The 15,133-nt window shown below is 61.0% G+C and carries 15 protein-coding genes; 8 read left to right on the top strand and 7 right to left on the bottom strand.

Going from position 1 to position 15,133, the window contains the following annotated elements:
• Positions 1 to 73 precede the first annotated feature (73 nt).
• On the top strand, positions 74 to 1,129 hold the full coding sequence (gene hemH / locus V7M64_RS15375; RefSeq protein WP_333680250.1) for a ferrochelatase: 1,056 nt from the start codon (positions 74 to 76) through the stop codon (positions 1,127 to 1,129).
• Positions 1,126 to 1,995 (top strand): alpha/beta hydrolase, encoded by an 870-nt coding sequence (locus V7M64_RS15370; protein ID WP_333680248.1) that lies wholly within the window; start codon positions 1,126 to 1,128, stop codon positions 1,993 to 1,995. Before hemH ends, V7M64_RS15370 begins: the two co-directional genes overlap by 4 nt.
• A 102-nt stretch (positions 1,996 to 2,097) precedes the next feature.
• Here the strand turns inward: V7M64_RS15370 and V7M64_RS15365 are convergent, their stop codons facing one another.
• From V7M64_RS15365 to V7M64_RS15345, 5 genes are read right to left on the bottom strand one after another with little or no spacing between them, the layout of a single operon-like run.
• On the bottom strand, positions 2,098 to 3,273 hold the full coding sequence (locus tag V7M64_RS15365; protein WP_333680246.1) for an ABC transporter permease: 1,176 nt from the start codon (positions 3,271 to 3,273) through the stop codon (positions 2,098 to 2,100).
• Entirely contained in the window at positions 3,270 to 4,004 is a 735-nt protein-coding gene (locus tag V7M64_RS15360; protein WP_333680245.1) for an ATP-binding cassette domain-containing protein, read from the bottom strand. Before V7M64_RS15360 ends, V7M64_RS15365 begins: the two co-directional genes overlap by 4 nt.
• Positions 4,001 to 5,578: an alpha/beta fold hydrolase gene (locus tag V7M64_RS15355; RefSeq protein ID WP_333680244.1), complete on the bottom strand. Its 1,578-nt coding sequence runs from the start codon at positions 5,576 to 5,578 to the stop codon at positions 4,001 to 4,003. Before V7M64_RS15355 ends, V7M64_RS15360 begins: the two co-directional genes overlap by 4 nt.
• Positions 5,579 to 5,585: 7 nt before the next feature.
• Entirely contained in the window at positions 5,586 to 5,783 is a 198-nt protein-coding gene (locus tag V7M64_RS15350) for a helix-turn-helix transcriptional regulator (protein WP_188793503.1), read from the bottom strand.
• Positions 5,784 to 5,828: 45 nt separating this feature from the next.
• Positions 5,829 to 6,431: a hypothetical protein gene (locus V7M64_RS15345; protein ID WP_333680242.1), complete on the bottom strand. Its 603-nt coding sequence runs from the start codon at positions 6,429 to 6,431 to the stop codon at positions 5,829 to 5,831.
• 407 nt (positions 6,432 to 6,838) lie between these two features.
• On the opposite strand from V7M64_RS15345, the gene V7M64_RS15340 reads away from it, so the two are divergent.
• The 4 genes from V7M64_RS15340 (at position 6,839) to V7M64_RS15325 (ending at position 12,108) form a co-directional block, all read left to right on the top strand.
• Positions 6,839 to 7,387: a fimbrial protein gene (locus tag V7M64_RS15340; protein ID WP_333680240.1), complete on the top strand. Its 549-nt coding sequence runs from the start codon at positions 6,839 to 6,841 to the stop codon at positions 7,385 to 7,387.
• A 91-nt stretch (positions 7,388 to 7,478) separates the two neighbouring features.
• Entirely contained in the window at positions 7,479 to 8,222 is a 744-nt protein-coding gene (locus tag V7M64_RS15335; protein WP_333680238.1) for a fimbria/pilus periplasmic chaperone, read from the top strand.
• Positions 8,223 to 8,245: 23 nt separating this feature from the next.
• Positions 8,246 to 10,981: a fimbria/pilus outer membrane usher protein gene (locus V7M64_RS15330; RefSeq protein WP_333680236.1), complete on the top strand. Its 2,736-nt coding sequence runs from the start codon at positions 8,246 to 8,248 to the stop codon at positions 10,979 to 10,981.
• A gap of 11 nt (positions 10,982 to 10,992) precedes the next feature.
• Positions 10,993 to 12,108, top strand: a complete 1,116-nt coding sequence (locus V7M64_RS15325) for a fimbrial protein (RefSeq protein WP_333680235.1) — start codon at positions 10,993 to 10,995, stop codon at positions 12,106 to 12,108.
• Positions 12,109 to 12,188: 80 nt separating this feature from the next.
• Here V7M64_RS15325 and V7M64_RS15320 read toward each other — a convergent pair whose 3' ends face one another.
• Together V7M64_RS15320 and V7M64_RS15315 are read right to left on the bottom strand one after the other, a co-directional pair.
• Positions 12,189 to 12,329, bottom strand: a complete 141-nt coding sequence (locus V7M64_RS15320) for a hypothetical protein (RefSeq protein ID WP_333680234.1) — start codon at positions 12,327 to 12,329, stop codon at positions 12,189 to 12,191.
• A 744-nt stretch (positions 12,330 to 13,073) separates the two neighbouring features.
• Entirely contained in the window at positions 13,074 to 13,820 is a 747-nt protein-coding gene (locus V7M64_RS15315) for an FAD-binding oxidoreductase (RefSeq protein WP_333680233.1), read from the bottom strand.
• A gap of 95 nt (positions 13,821 to 13,915) precedes the next feature.
• Between V7M64_RS15315 and V7M64_RS15310 the strand changes: the two genes are divergently transcribed.
• Both V7M64_RS15310 and V7M64_RS15305 read left to right on the top strand, forming a co-directional pair.
• Positions 13,916 to 14,878 (top strand): ABC transporter ATP-binding protein, encoded by a 963-nt coding sequence (locus tag V7M64_RS15310; RefSeq protein WP_333680231.1) that lies wholly within the window; start codon positions 13,916 to 13,918, stop codon positions 14,876 to 14,878.
• The coding region (locus tag V7M64_RS15305; protein WP_333680229.1) for an ABC transporter permease at positions 14,875 to 15,133 on the top strand (259 nt) is incomplete at its 3' end. The genes V7M64_RS15310 and V7M64_RS15305, both read left to right, overlap by 4 nt.

The following is a 15,133-nucleotide window of genomic DNA, read 5'->3' as shown; positions in this document are numbered from 1 at the left end:
CACGTGGCCACTGGCGCGAAAGGCTCATGGCGGCTTGTGGCAGACTTGGCCGGCTCGTCCGCTGCCCGCCACCATGCCGACTCATCACTATACCGGCCTTGCCGGCCAATCCTACGACCAACCTGCTCAGGCTGGCGTATTACTTGTGAACCTTGGCACACCGGATGCCCCCACGGCGCGCGCAGTGCGGCCGTATCTGGCCGAGTTTCTGGGCGATTCGCGCGTGATCGAATATCCGCGCTGGCTCTGGTGGCTGATCCTGCACGGCGTCATTTTACGCATCCGCCCGGCGCGCTCGGCGCATGCCTATGCCAGGGTGTGGACGCCGGCAGGCTCACCGCTGCGGGTCGGCTCGGAAAAGCTTGCCGCGGCCTTGCAGACCAAGCTGAGCCAGCTCGCCGCCGGACCGGTGCGCGTGGCGCTGGCCATGCGCTACGGCGCGCCCTCGGTGCGCGCGCAGATCGAGCAGATGCAGCGCGCAGGCGTACGCCGCCTGCTGGTGCTGCCGTTGTATCCGCAGTACTCCGGCACGTCGACCGGATCGGTCATCGACGCGGTCGCCGACACCTTCAAGCAACTGCGCTGGCCACCGGAACTGCGCATCATCAACGATTACCACGCTGACGCCGGTCACATCGGCGCGCTCGCGCAGTCGATCGAGCAGTGGTGGGCTATGCACGGCCGCGGCGACAAGCTGCTGTTGTCGTTCCACGGCATTCCGCAACGCTACGTGGCTGCCGGCGACCCCTATCTGCGTCAATGCCAGACCACCGCGCATCTGCTGCGCGAGCGTCTGGGCTTGAACGAGACGCAACTGATCACGAGCTTCCAGTCGCGCGTGGGTCGCGAGCCATGGCTGCAACCGTACACGGATGAAACCGTCAAACGCCTCGCCAGCGAAGGCGTGAAGCGGCTGGACGTGGCCTGCCCCGGCTTCGCGGTGGATTGCCTGGAAACGCTGGAAGAAATCGCCATGCAGAACGCCGACTTTTTTACCGCGGCCGGTGGCGAGGCGCTGCGCTACATCCCCGCGCTCAATGATGGCAATGCGCAGGTGGACAGCCTTTCGGCGCTGGTTTTGCGGCATGCCCAGGGATGGCCGGAGTTCTTCGCGAACGAAGTAGCATGAGCGAGCGCGCCCACGCCAGCGCGCCGATCGAACAGCGGATCACCCTGTCGCATCATCTCTCGCTGGCGGCGCTGATTTGGGGTGACCCTGCAGCACCGCCGCTGCTGGCATTGCACGGCTGGCTGGACAACGCCGGCAGCTATGGCTTCCTTGCGCCCAAACTGGCCGGGCGCTTTCGCGTGATCGCGCTGGAATTGCCGGGGCATGGCCATTCCAGCCACCTCCCGGCTGGCATCAGTTATCACTACGTCGACTACGTCGGCGCGGTGCTCAGCGCGGCCGATGCGCTGGGGCTCGAACGCTACAGCCTGCTCGGCCATTCGCTCGGCGCGGGCATCGCCTCGCTCGCTGCTGCCGCCACGCCGCAACGGATGGATCGCCTGTTCCTGATCGAAGGGCTGGGACCACTCGGCGATGAGGGCTCCCACACCCTGCAGCGTTTCAGGGATGCTTATGCAGCGCCCGCGGCAAGCGGCAAGTCGCTGCGGCTGTTCGCGAATGTCGATCAAGCGATCAGCGCACGCAGCATGGCCAGCGGCTTGCGCGCAGAGCTGGCGCGGCCGATCGTGGAGCGCGGGCTTGTGCAGCTCGAAGGGGGCTATCGCTGGCGCAGCGATCCACGCCTGACGCGACCCAGCGCGGTGCGGCTGGCCGAAGCGCAGATCCGCGCCTTGCTTGCCGGCATCGAAGCACCTACCTCATTGCTGCTTTCCACACCGGTTACGCCTTACCTGCCCAGCGCGACGATGGAAGCGCGTGCGCAGCAGCTGCCGCGCATTGACGTGGCGCACATGCCTGGCGGCCATCATTTGCAGTTGGAACATCCGGATGCCGTTGCCGCGTGGCTGCTAAAGTCCGTCGCGTAGCCGTGTAGGCTGGGATGACAATGCCAGCCTTCATATCAGTCCTTTGAGCTGGGATTGTCATCCAGCCTACGGGTTTGGCGTGCATGATGGCCATCGAGGTCATCACGCTGAAATAGCCAACCGTTCCGACCGATACACCCATGCCGTGGCCACCATGGCCAACAACGCCACGATCAAGCCAACGATCACGCAACTGGCCATCTGCGCCGCGGTAACCTGCTCGCCGCGCAGCAATTGCATGATGCCAACCTGCTGTCCAAGCAACGGCACGTAGTACATCCAATCGGCGATCTTCATCGGCGTCACGCTCAACAGGATCGACGGAAAGACCGGCACCAGCATCAGCACGGACTGGTATGACTGCGCCTCGCGATAACTCTTCGCGAATGCCGACACCAGCGTCTGCAGGCACGCCAGCAGCATCACCAGCGGCAGCATCATCAACACCACTTGCGAGGCGAAGGAAATACCCAGGCTCATCCGCATGCCGAGCCGTTCGATCGGAATCAGCTTGCCGCAGAAGCCGAAGGCCGCCACGCAGATCAACAGGCTGACGAGCGAGAACGCGCACGTCGCCGCCAGCTTGCCCAGCAAGATCTTCCAGCGCGGCACCGGGTTGGCGAACAGCGGCTCCAGCGATTGCCGCTCGCGCTCGCCGGCAGTCAGGTCGATGGCCAGGTACATGCCGCCCATGAATACGGTAAGCACGAAGAAATACGGCAGCATGCCGAACATCATTCCGGCGCGCGATTGCGGCGTCGACTGGTCACGCTCGTCGACCGCCACCGGCGCCATCATGGTCGGCGCAAGACCGCGCGCGACCAGCCGCATCGCGCCCTGCCGCCGGCTGTAGTTTTCCAGCATGCCTTTCACGCGCTCGACCGAGCCGCCGCTATCGCGCTGCGATGAGTCGTAGATCAGTTCAACCTGCGATGTCTCGCCCTTGCGCCAGGAATCGCCGAAGCCCTTGGGAATGCGCAGCACGACGTCGGCATCGCGATTGCGCACGGCGGCTTCCGGATCGGCAATGCCCGGCTGCGGCACCAGGCCCTGCTGCTTGAGCGCATCGATCAGATTCGGCGCGTAGGCGGCACCGATCACCGGCACCTTGATCGGCTGGTCGGCTTTGTTCAATTCACGCGTGAGCACCACGTTCATGATCATGATGAAGATCACCGGGCCAAGCAGCGGCCCCAGCAACAACGCGCTCATGAGCGTGCGCCGGTCGCGCAGGTTTTCCTTCACTTCCTTGAGAAACACAGTCAGCGTGGTGTTCATGCCGCCAGCCCCTCTTCGCTGCCGATGATCTTGACGAAGGCATCCTCCAGATTGGCCTCGCCGGTTTGCGCGCGCAGCGCATCGGGCGTTTCATCCGCCACCACGCGGCCGTGCGCAATCACCACGATGCGGTCGCACAGTGCCGCCACCTCCTGCATGATGTGACTGGAAAACAGCACGCAACGCCCCTCTTCCTTCAGGTGCCGCATGAACTGGCGCATGCTGCGCGTGGCCATCACGTCCAGGCCGTTGGTGGGCTCATCCAGGATCACGTTCCTTGGATCGTGCACCAGAGCTCGCGCAATCGCCGTTTTGACGCGCTGGCCTTGCGAAAAACCTTCGACGCGGCGATCGGCGATGTCCGCCATGTCAAGCGCCTTGATCAACTGTTCGCGCCGCGTGCGGATCAGCGCTTCATCCATGCCTTGCAGCCGCGCAAAGTAATCGATGTTCTCGCGCGCGGTGAGCCGCTTGTACAAGCCACGCGCGTCGGGCAACACACCGAGCTGGCGACGCACGGCAAGGGCGTCTTTCGCTACCTCGATGCCATCGATCAGCACCTGCCCGCTGTCGGGCTGCATCAAGGTGTACAGCATGCGCAGCGTGGTGGTCTTGCCGGCGCCATTGGGGCCAAGCAAGCCGGTGATTTCACCATCACGCGCCGCGAAGCTCACCCCATCCACCGCTTTGACGGCGCCAAAATACTTGTGCAGTTCCTTCACTTCGATCATGGCAACGCTCCGTTGAAATCGATGAAGGCGGGCGTTTCGCCCAGCTTGTCCAGGCAGCTGGCGTCCAGTTGCTTCGGATCGGGCGTGTCGATGAACTTGCCGAGCAATTGCGGCATGCAGCCGCGTCCCAGCAGGGAATGCCCTTGCCCTTTGAAAATCAGCTGCCGGCCGTTCGACAAGCCCGGCAGGATCTGCGTGCCATAGCGCGGCGGTGTGACTGGATCCAGTTCGCCGGACAGCATCAGGATCGGCTTGTCGCTCTTCAGCGGCGCATGGAAATCGTCGGGCCGCATGCCATGCGGCCACACATCGCATTGCGCCTTGATCGCGTCGATCAGGTGATTGCCCAGGATGGTGTTCTGGTCCTGCGGGCGCGGTTGCAGCAGGTCGGCATCTTCGCTGCAGATCACGCTCATCGACATGCCGTTGTTCATGTCGCCGCTGAGGTCACCGCTGAGGATCTTGGCCTGCCCCAGCAAAGGGCCGACATCGCCATGCGCGGCCGCGTTGATCGACAGCGGCAGCAGTGCCGCCGTCTCGGGCTGGTAGGCGAACATGCGCACCACGCTGGCGAGCGCGAACTCGCTCAAGGGACGCTCCACCGTTTCATAGGTTTCCGGGTCGCGGAAGTTGACCTTGTGCGGATTCGCGCGCAGCGCATCACGCAGCTGATACAGCGTCTGCATCGAATCGCCGAAGCGTTGCTTGCACGCCGGCACCGCCGTGCAGTAGGCGAAATCCCTTTTCAGCGCATCATCGAGATTACCGGCGAAATCCTCGCCCAGGATGGCCTGGTTTGGCACCACCGAATCCAGCACGACGCTACGCACGCTGTTCGGATAATGCTTGAGGTAGTGCTGCGCCATGCGCGTTCCGTAGGACACCCCCACCAGATCGAGCGACGGCGAACCCAGCGCCTTGCGCACGTCTTCCAGGTCCTGCACGGCCACGGTGGTGGTGTAGTAGCGCGGATCCGCCTTTTGCTTGACCTCGCCCAGGCAGGCCGCGACATCTTTGCGTACCTTGTCGAGATCGAGCGTCAGGGCGTTCTGGTCAGAGGTTTTTTCCGCGCCCTTGCAACTCAGCGGATTGGAGCCACCGGTACCGCGCTGATCCAGCAACAGCACGTCGTGATGCTTGCGCACTTCGGCGAAGGCGGGCGCTTCAAGCACCCACGCCTCGGTGGCCGCTTCGCCGGGACCACCCGCAAGCAACGTGACCAGGTCCGGTTCGGGCACCTGCGCATCGCTGCGCGCGATCGCAAGCTTCAAACGGATATGGCGGCCATGCGGATCGTCGCGGTTTTCCGGCACGTCAAACGTGCTGCACCATGCTTGCGCACGCGCGCCGCTGCCGGGACGGCCAAGCTCGCACGGCGTAAACGTCAGCGAGCCGCGTCGCCAGGTATGCGCCGGCTGTGACGGCTCCTTGGTGTCAACCGGCGCGGCAACAGGCGCTACATCCGCCGTTGCCGTGGCCGACTCATTTGAATGATGCCAATGCTGGTACGCCAGCACACCCACTGCGATCGCCGCAACGATCACGCGTAAACCGGTTCTTGCCTTCAAGGCCATGGCTCCCTCACTCCTCCCCCGGCACAAAAATCATTTCGATCGGCATGCCGAACAGGCGTGCGATCTTGAACGCCAACGGCAGACTCGGATCGTATTTCCCCGTCTCGATGGCATTGATGGTTTGCCGCGATACATCCAATTGTTGCGCGAGTTCGGCCTGCGACCAACCGCGCTCGCCGCGCAATTCGCGTATCAGGTTGTTCATGCAGTTCGTCGTTGCTGCGGTGCCGATATCACCGGCTTGGCATAGTCACTCATGACGGTATTTGCGCTTATACCAGCGTTTCGCGATGGGCAAGCCTCCGCAGCTGATCAGCCACACTGCCCCTCCATATAGAAACCACATGTGAGGGTCGCTGATCCTGGCCGGATATAGCAAGGCAATGACTAGCAGCGCCGCACCGAACAACAGCAGATACAGGTACGGTTTGATGCTGTTCTCTTGGTTACACAGCGAACTCCCACCATAACTGCGCACCAACCGCCCATGGACCAGTCCGTAGCAGACCACCATGGCGGGATATACCAGCAGCAGCGTCGAGCCATCCAGCTTCACCACACCCGCCGCGGCCAGAAAACCGCCTATGAAAGTCATCGCGCTGACCACCGCCGTTGCCGTGCTCAAGGCCACCAGGTGCGTGTAGCGCTCAAGTTCGTCGCTGTTGCGGATCAGCCGTGCCATGAGAGCGATGACATAAAGCACCGGCAAGGTCGCCGCAATCGCCAATACACCCTTGAGCGGCAGGCTCGTCGCTTTGCCCACCAGCGGCCAGACGAACAGCATGAAAGCCGTATAGATCACCATCGCGATCAACATTCGCGGCTGATATTGCTTCAGCGAAAACCGTGGCATACACCCCTCCGAGGTCAACATGTAAAGCACGCTTGACACGAAGCCTACGAAGGCTACTTGCTCATGTCAAGCATCCTTTACAACTTAGCTACCTAAACGCGTAAATCGCTCATGCCAGTTGACGCGCCACGTCACTTTTTGACGGCGCCACGCTAAGTCAGGAGAAGCAGTTCACACTTTTTCCCGACAGTAAGCCGGAAATGTTTTGGAAACGTGTAGGAGCTGTGTGGGAAATAGCTCAGATTTCCCCGACAATGTGACGGGTGTCACGCTTTGGCCTGAAAGTTGCTGAATCGCCACTCAAGGCGTGGGCCTGCCCGTGAGGGGGCGGGAAAACGCCGGCCCACCGTAAGCGCTTTTACCGAATAGCTGTAAAGCCCATCTACCCGTTCAAACAGGGAATCCGCATGAAAAAGATCGTTCTGTCTGCTGCTCTCGCCACCGTCTTCGGCGCGGCAGCATTGTTCTCCACCTCGGTGGCTGCCGCCGACGGCACCATCACCATCACTGGCAAAGTGGTCGCCAACACCTGTGCATTCAGCGTGAATGGCGGCGGCGCCAGCAACACCGTCCAACTGCCCGTGGTGTTCACCAACGCCTTGGGCACAGCCGGCGCGGTTGCCGGCAACACCCCATTCACCATCAAGGTAAGCGGTTGTGATCCGAACCTGACCAGCGTGCAGGAACAGTTCGGCGGCAGCAACATCCTTGCTGATGGCAACCTCAAGAACATTGCCTCCGCCACGTCTCCGCAGACGGTCGCCGGCAATGTCGAAGTGCAGCTGCTCAGCGGCACTGGAGCCGTCATCAATCTCAACAACATCACCAATTCGCCTGTGGGAACGCTCGCCAGTGGTTCCGCCACGCTGAGCTATCAGGCGCAGTACTACGCCTCCGCCGCCGCTTCGGCCGGCCAGGTGAGCACGACCGTGACCTACACGACCCAATATCAATAAGAAAAGCGCAGTCCATGCACGCGGCGGCGGTCATTGCCGCCGCCGCGTAATCCGCACGCGCCGCCGTTCGCTGATTCCCGAGAGTCCGTCCATGAATACCCTTATTCGCGCGATCTGCGTGGGCTTGCTAACCATGTGCTTCTTCATCGGTGCGGCGAACGCCAGCGTGCTGATTGCCGGGACGCGCGTGGTATTTCCGGCCCAGGATGGCGAGGTCACCGTACGGTTGACCAACGACAACGCCCATCCGGCATTGGTGGAAGCATGGATCGACAACGGCGACCCCAAATCCACACCGGACAAGGTCAGTGTGCCGTTTCTGATTACACCTCCGCTATTTCGCATGGAGGCGCACAAGGATCAGGACCTGCGCATCATCTCCACGCCTGCTTCGCTGCCCGCCGACCGTGAATCGCTGTTCTGGCTCAACGTATTGGAAATACCGCCCAAGCCCAGCGGCCAAGAGTCGGCCGGCAAGAACCTGCTGCAGTTCGCGATCCGCTCGCGACTGAAACTTTTTTATCGTCCTGCTCATCTGCCCGGCAGTGCGCAGACGGCCCCGGGACAAATGACCTGGAAGGCTGTCGCCGATGGCCATGGCTATGCACTGGAAGTACACAATCCCACGCCCTACCACGTCACCATCGTCAAATTGTCATTGGGTGCCGGCGGCAAGTCGTACGACGCCGACATCGGGATGGTCGATCCGCTGGGCTCGCTGTGCCTCAAGATCAAGGGACTGACGACGGCGCCTGCAGCGGGAACTTCCATCGCCTATGACATCGTCAACGATTATGGCGCGACCCAGTCCTTCAAGGGCAACGTCTCGCCGTGATGCATCGCCGGCATACATTTCATGTGTCCAAACATGGTGTGTGTCGCCAGATGTTGCTGTGCGTGGGCATTGCCGCGGCATTGGGCGGCTGGACAAGCGTTTCTGCCGCTCCCGCTGCGGCCGCTGCCAGCGGTGCGGACGCCAGTGCTAGCGGCGGCTACGCCGACTTCGACCGCAGCCTGCTGGCTGGTGCCGGGCAGAACACCACGGATCTGTCCCGCTTCGAACACGGCAACCCCGTGCTTCCGGGCAACTACAGCACGGACGTCTATCTCAATAATGTCTGGGTTGGCCGCAGCGACGTACGTTTCGCCGCTCCTTCTGCAAACGTCAGCGCCACACCGTGCATTGACCGGAAGCTGCTCGATCAATTGGGTCTGCACCCAGCGAAATTATCTGCGGAGACCCTGGCAAGCCTGAGCGATCCGAAGGCATGCGTGAGCATGGGCAGCCTGATCACTGGAGCGACTGCGACATTCGACATGTCGCAGCTGCGTCTCGACGTCACTGTGCCGCAGGCCTATATGGGTCAAGTGGCGCGTGGTTACGTCAACCCGGAATACTGGGACGCCGGCGTACCCGCTGCGCTGCTGAACTACAACTTCAACACTTACCGCAGCAGCAATCGGGGCGAAACACAAACCACTTCGTATTTGGGATTGAATAGCGGCATCAATCTTGGTCCCTGGCACTTCCGCGAAGATGGCACCCTCAACTGGCAATCGGCCACTGCCAGTGCACCGTCCCGCCGCCAGTGGCAAAACATCAATACCTACGTCCAGCGCGATCTGTCTTCGCTGCGCGCAAACCTGACAATCGGCGACAGCTTTACGGATGGCGCCGTCTTCGACAGCTATGGCATTCGCGGCGTGCAATTGGGAACCGACGATCGCATGCTGCCGCAGTCGTTGCAGGGCTACGCACCCGTGGTGCGCGGTGTCGCGCAGACCAATGCCAAGATCACCGTGCGTCAGAACGGTATGGTGATCTACGAAACGACCGTGTCGCCGGGTCCGTTCTTGCTCAGCGATCTCTACCCGACCGGCTATGGCGGCAATCTGCAAGTGACCGTAACGGAAGCCGACGGCCACGTGAGCACCTTTACCGTGCCATATGCCTCGGTTGCGCAACTGCTGCGCCCCGGCGTTACCCGTTTTGACGTCGCCATCGGCGAGCTGCGCGATGCAACGATCCACGACAAGCCGGCCGTGCTTCAGGCGGCCATGCAGCATGGCTTCAACAACCTGTTGACGGGATATGCCGGCATCGCGGGATCACAAGGCTATGGCGCGCTGCTGGCGGGCGCAGCGATCAATACGCGCTATGGCGCATTCGCCATGGACGTCACCCAGGCCAATGCCCATATCCCAGGTTACTCGACACAGTCGGGCCAGAGCGTGCGCCTGACTTATAGCAAGATCATTCCCTCAACGCAGACCACTCTATCGGTCGCCACCTATCGCTATTCCACTGGCGGCTTTCTCAGCCTGACTCAGGCGGAGGAAGCTCGCAGTTATGCGCGCCAAGGCATCAATGCTTTCAATGTCTCGACACAGCCGGTTGTGCAGACGATCGATGGCGTGCCCGTACAGAGCGTGTTGACGCCTGCCCAGCAGGCCGCCCTCACGGGAAGCGCATTCACCACCAATCCCATTATTTCCACCACCGGCGTGGAGCGGCAGCGCAGCAATTTTACACTCTCACTCAACCAGCCGCTGGGACACGTCGGCGGTTCGATCTACGCCAATGTTTCCGCGAGCAACTATTGGAATCGCCGCGGCAACGACACGCAATTTCAGGTCGGATACAACAACCACTTCCGCCAGCTCACCTATGGCGTCTCCGCGACACGTTCGGTAGACCCGCTAGGTCACTACGACAACGCATATTTCGTAAGCTTCACGCTGCCCCTTGGACACAACACGAACTCGCCAACCTTTACGCTGAACTTCAATCATGACCAGCAGACGGGTTCGCAGACTCAAGCGATGCTCAATGGCACCTTGGGCAGCGATAGCCAGTTCGATTACAACGCAACGTTGACACACAGCAGCAACGGCGGCAGCAATACCGGCTCGGTGAACGCGGGCTACCGCAGTCCGTATGCGGTGTTCAATGCAAGCTACGGCGACGGCAGCGGCTATTCGCAGGCATCAGTCAATACGAGCGGTTCGGTGATTGCACATCCAGGCGGCGTCACTTTCGGCCAACCGCTCGGCGATACGGTCGGCATCGTGTATTTGCCGAACGCCGCCGGTGCGCGTCTGGCCAATGCGCCAGGTGCACGCGTCGATCACTTCGGCTATGCGGTGGTGCCGTATCTGACGCCCTACCAGCTCAACACCATCCAGATTGATCCCAAGGGGTTGCCGCTGGACGTACAGCTCGATGCCACCAGCGCGCAAGTCGTACCCTATGCCGGCGCGGTGGTCATGTTGAAATTCAAGACTGAGAACGGTCGCACGCTCATCGTCCAAGCTCGCCTGAAAGACGGCCAGGCCCTGCCGTTCGGCGCGGAAGTGTTCAACGAGAAAGGCCTCTCGTTGGGTGTGGTTGGCCAGGCCGGGCAGCTTCTATTGCGCGGTGTCGATCAGGCTGGCCGGCTGACCGCGCGCTGGCAGGACGATAAGGGTACGCAACAATCGTGCTCGTTCGATTATCGGCTTGACCCGAAAGACAAACACGAGCAAACCTTGAAGCAATACGAGCAATTCAATGCCGTCTGCGCGATGCCTGTTGTCGCTGCCGCATACCATTGAAGGAGCGACGCATGAGACACCATCTATTGACCTCATTTACAACCAGGGGCATGTCAGCGCTACTGCTGGCCTTTGGACTGTTGTTGGTGGTGATGCGTCCAGCGGATGCGGCCCAGTCCCCTGCATGTGCCGCGTCAAACAAATCAATCACCCTCCCGACCGTTGCCATCAGCCCGGGGCAAAGCAATGGCCCCATTGGTTCGGCAGCGCAGGCAACCATTAGCATTAACTGCAACACCACGTACGACAACACGCCCAATTATTACGATAGTTTCAACGTACAAGCGGGCCAGCTGGCGCCCCTCGATTCAACCAACACCCCTGCCGGAGGGCAAGGCATTCTTTTCCAGACCAATGTTCCCGGAATCGATGTCCTGCTCACGGCGCAAACGGTTCAAGCAACTAGCGGAAACAATGGCCCCAACGGCACTTTCGGCTGGTCCATGGGAACCATTAACTGCAATTTCGATAGCGGTACGCTCAACGGACAAAACTGCAGCCCCAATCCCATCCCCGTGACGTTTACCGTACAGCTCTACAAGACCGGGCCTGTTTCGCCTGGCAGGATAACAAGCCTTACGCTGCTGCAGATTTTCGAAACCGACACGGTTGCTCCCCCTCCGTGGTGGTGGGGGGGGCAAACCACTTACTACAGTGGCGCGTCATCGTCATTTGGCTCGCTCAAGCTAAATGCAGTGAGCGTATCCATGAGCACCTGCAACATCGCAGCAGGTTCAAGCACTCTCAGCGTCGCATTGCCAACCGTAGATACAAACGCGTTATCGACCACCGGCTCAGTGGCAGGCCAGAAGTCTTTTTCCATTCAGTACACCTGTCCGTCAGGCTGGGCACTCTACATGACTATGAGCACAGCCAATCCTGCGGCGGCGACTGGCGTGATCATGCCATCAACAACTTGCACGGCCGGCACACCCGCAACGAATGTGGGCATTCAATTGCTGCAAAGCAATCAGCAACCCGTGCAATTCAATACCGCGCAGTCGGTTGGCAACTCGCCCAACGGCAAGCTCGATCTGACTTACTACGCGCAGTACTACGCAACCGGCTCGCCCATTGGCGCAGGGCAAGTCTGCGGTACCGCCACATTTACAATGTCGTATCAGTGATACGTTTGGCCCGGCAGAATGGATAAGCACGCAAACCAAAGCTCAAGTATTGCGCGCTACCTGCCGATAGATCTGGAGTGCTACTCGTAGGTCTGCGTCACCAGAACCGGGTCAGCCGAAGCAGGCTGGGCAGCGCGGACATAGTTGGCGAAGTAGTTGAGTACGTGGTCGGATTCCGAACTGGACAGATGCACGACGTCGACCTCGTAAGGCCGGGACACATTCGCATTCGGTGTTGCGACCGTGACTGAGGCGCCGGAGCAGCTTCGTTGAAGTGACGAATGCAACTGCGCAGCGCTGACCATCTGACTCAAGTCACCAATCGTCGTTACTGCACTGCAGGTTGGCTCCACGATGGAGCCAACGAATGTGATTGTCCCCCCTTCAATGGTTCCGCCTCCACCCGCCCTCACGGCAGATGAGCCGAATGCCATCGCGACCGAACAAGCCGCCAGAACAAGCCAACGCGCACCACGCATAATGCTGCCCTCCACCGGTACCAGCGCAAATCGCGCGTACCTGTAGGCACCATCGGCTGCGGTGTACCGGCGCTTGAGAGCGTCCGCCTAGTTTTGTTATCAAAATGCCAAGCCCATCACATAAAATCATGCAATAGGACCGTCAAGAAGCCTGCGCGGGTGCCTGCTGGCGGCAAACGTGTAGGATGCGTGAATTCCTTGTGAAACAAATGCCTGGGCGGCTGTTTTAGGGGCGTTGGCTTTCCGTCGCGGGAAACCTGGCTGCCGGACGCACTGCGATACCGTCCGGAGGGCGTGGACGGTTGGCAGGTTTGTCGGAGAGCTTCGGAAACGTCATGACGATGACGTTTGCGCAGTGCGCTGCATCCTCGCAGTAGCTTTATCGGCAAGAATCCGGCGCGCTTTAGGTTTTCGTGAAGATATTTTCGCTACGTAATCCTATGACCACTCCCGCGAAAGCGGGAATGATGGTCACGGGGTTTCTCGTCAACGCGACGAGATGTATTTCTCGCGGCGAATCTGCGGAATCGGCAGGCCCGATTCCTTCAGCGCATTGAATGCGGCGTCGACCATGTTGGGGTTGCCGCATAGGTAAGCGATGTCCCGGTCAGCGGCGGGTTGCAGTTCCGCCAGTACGGTTTGCACGTGGCCGGGCCGGTCGTTGACCCGTGGCACCGCGCGCGGCTGGCGGCTCAGGCAGCCGTAGAACGAGAAGCCCGGATGCGTCTGCGCGAATACTTCGAACTCCTCGCCGTACAGCAGTTCGGTTTCGTTGCGTGCGCCGTACAGCAGCACCACTTCGCGGTCGCCTTTTGCCAACAGCTTTTCGAACGCAGGCAGCATGGCGCGGTAGGGCGTGACGCCCGTGCCGGTGGCAAGCAGCAGGTAGCGCGGATGGGTATCGCTATCCTGCAGGCAGAAACGTCCATAGGGGCCGCTGGCTTCGATGGTGCCGCCGATTTCCAGTCCGCTCAGCAGCTTGGTGGCCGCGCCGCCGTCGACGTAGCTCACGGCGATCTCGATGCGCTGCACCGGCGAATGGCCGTCGCCCACGGTGGCCACCGAGTAGCTGCGCTTGGTGGCGGTGCCGTCATCGTAGTGGAAGTGGATCTGCAGGAACTGGCCGGGAATGAAGGCGAGCGGCTGTCCGTCGGCTCGTTCGAAACCCAGGTGGCGCACGCTGGGCGCAAGCATGCGGCTATCGACGAGGCGGAGGGTGAAGTGTTCGGCCATTGGTATCCAGCTGGAAACAGTCAGTAAGCCCGGCCGAACCGGTCGTCGGGACAAGGCCCGCTATAATAAAAGGCTTAGACCCCTCGGTGCAGCCCATGTCCCCCACTCCCGCACTTGTTGTCGAAAACCTGCGCAAGACCTACGGCAACGGCGTCCAGGCCCTCAAAGGCATCAACCTCACGGTGCAGCCCGGCGATTTCTTCGCCTTGCTGGGCCCCAACGGCGCCGGCAAATCCACCCTGATCGGCATTCTTTCCTCGCTGGTGAACTCCACCGAAGGCGACGCGCGCATCTTCGGCGTATCGGTGAACAAGCAACGCAATGAAGCGATGAAGCTGATCGGCCTGGTGCCGCAGGAAATCAACTTCAACCAGTTCGAAAAGCCGTTCGACATCTGCGTGAACGAAGCGGGCTTCTACGGCATCCCGCGCAAGATCGCCGCCGAGCGCGCCGAAAAATACCTGAAGGAGCTGCGCCTGTGGGACAAGGCGCAGGATCAGGCGCGCATGCTGTCCGGCGGCATGAAGCGCCGCCTGATGATCGCGCGCGCCATGATGAACGAACCGCGCCTGCTGATCCTGGACGAGCCCACGGCGGGCGTGGATATCGAAATCCGCCGCTCCATGTGGCAATTCGTCAGCGGCATCAATGCGGCCGGCACCACGGTGATCCTTACCACGCATTACCTGGAAGAAGCCGAGCAGCTCTGCCGCAACATCGCCATCATCGACCACGGCACCATCGTGGAGAACACCTCGATGAAGCTGTTGCTGTCGAAGCTGGACGTGGAAACGTTCGTGTTCGACGTGAACAACCTGCCCGAGCAGCTGCCCGGTTTGCCGGGCATCACGTTCCGCCGCGTCGACGAGCACACGCTGGAAGCCGAAATGCCGCGCACGCAGGCGATGAATGCATTGTTCGATGCACTCACCTCGCACGGCATCACCGTGATCTCGATGCGCAACAAGACCAATCGCCTGGAAGAGCTGTTCGTGCGCCTGGTCGAAAACGGCCGCCAAGAACCGGGCCGCCAGGATTCCAAGGAGAAAGCAGCATGAGCAATATGTCCGGCAATATGGTCGCGCTGCAGACCATCGTGCGGCGCGAGATCGTGCGCATCATGCGTATCTGGACGCAAACGCTGATCCCGCCCGCGATCACGATGACGCTGTATTTCGTGATCTTCGGCAAGCTGATCGGCAGCCGCATCGGCAACATCCAGGGCGAATTCACCTATATGCAATACATCGTGCCGGGGCTGGTGATGATGAGCATCATCACCAACAGCTACGGCAACATCTCCAGCTCGTTCT

Source organism: Dyella sp. (assembly GCF_036746095.1).
Taxonomy (GTDB): Bacteria; Pseudomonadota; Gammaproteobacteria; order Xanthomonadales; family Rhodanobacteraceae; genus Dyella_B.
This window is presented reverse-complemented; position numbering and strand designations above follow the sequence as displayed.

Bases quoted from the DNA above. Each gene is read 5' to 3' on its own strand.
- V7M64_RS15315 (WP_333680233.1), bottom strand. From the start codon at position 13,820: ATGGCCGAACACTTCACCCTCCGCCTCGTCGATAGCCGCATGCTTGCG.
- V7M64_RS15355 (WP_333680244.1), bottom strand. From the start codon at position 5,578: ATGGCCTTGAAGGCAAGAACCGGTTTACGCGTGATCGTTGCGGCGATC.
- V7M64_RS15340 (WP_333680240.1), top strand. From the start codon at position 6,839: ATGAAAAAGATCGTTCTGTCTGCTGCTCTCGCCACCGTCTTCGGCGCG.
- V7M64_RS15365 (WP_333680246.1), bottom strand. From the start codon at position 3,273: ATGAACACCACGCTGACTGTGTTTCTCAAGGAAGTGAAGGAAAACCTG.
- V7M64_RS15345 (WP_333680242.1), bottom strand. From the start codon at position 6,431: ATGCCACGGTTTTCGCTGAAGCAATATCAGCCGCGAATGTTGATCGCG.
- V7M64_RS15310 (WP_333680231.1), top strand. From the start codon at position 13,916: ATGTCCCCCACTCCCGCACTTGTTGTCGAAAACCTGCGCAAGACCTAC.
- hemH (WP_333680250.1), top strand. From the start codon at position 74: ATGCCGACTCATCACTATACCGGCCTTGCCGGCCAATCCTACGACCAA.
- V7M64_RS15350 (WP_188793503.1), bottom strand. From the start codon at position 5,783: ATGAACAACCTGATACGCGAATTGCGCGGCGAGCGCGGTTGGTCGCAG.
- V7M64_RS15325 (WP_333680235.1), top strand. From the start codon at position 10,993: ATGAGACACCATCTATTGACCTCATTTACAACCAGGGGCATGTCAGCG.
- V7M64_RS15360 (WP_333680245.1), bottom strand. From the start codon at position 4,004: ATGATCGAAGTGAAGGAACTGCACAAGTATTTTGGCGCCGTCAAAGCG.
- V7M64_RS15335 (WP_333680238.1), top strand. From the start codon at position 7,479: ATGAATACCCTTATTCGCGCGATCTGCGTGGGCTTGCTAACCATGTGC.
- V7M64_RS15370 (WP_333680248.1), top strand. From the start codon at position 1,126: ATGAGCGAGCGCGCCCACGCCAGCGCGCCGATCGAACAGCGGATCACC.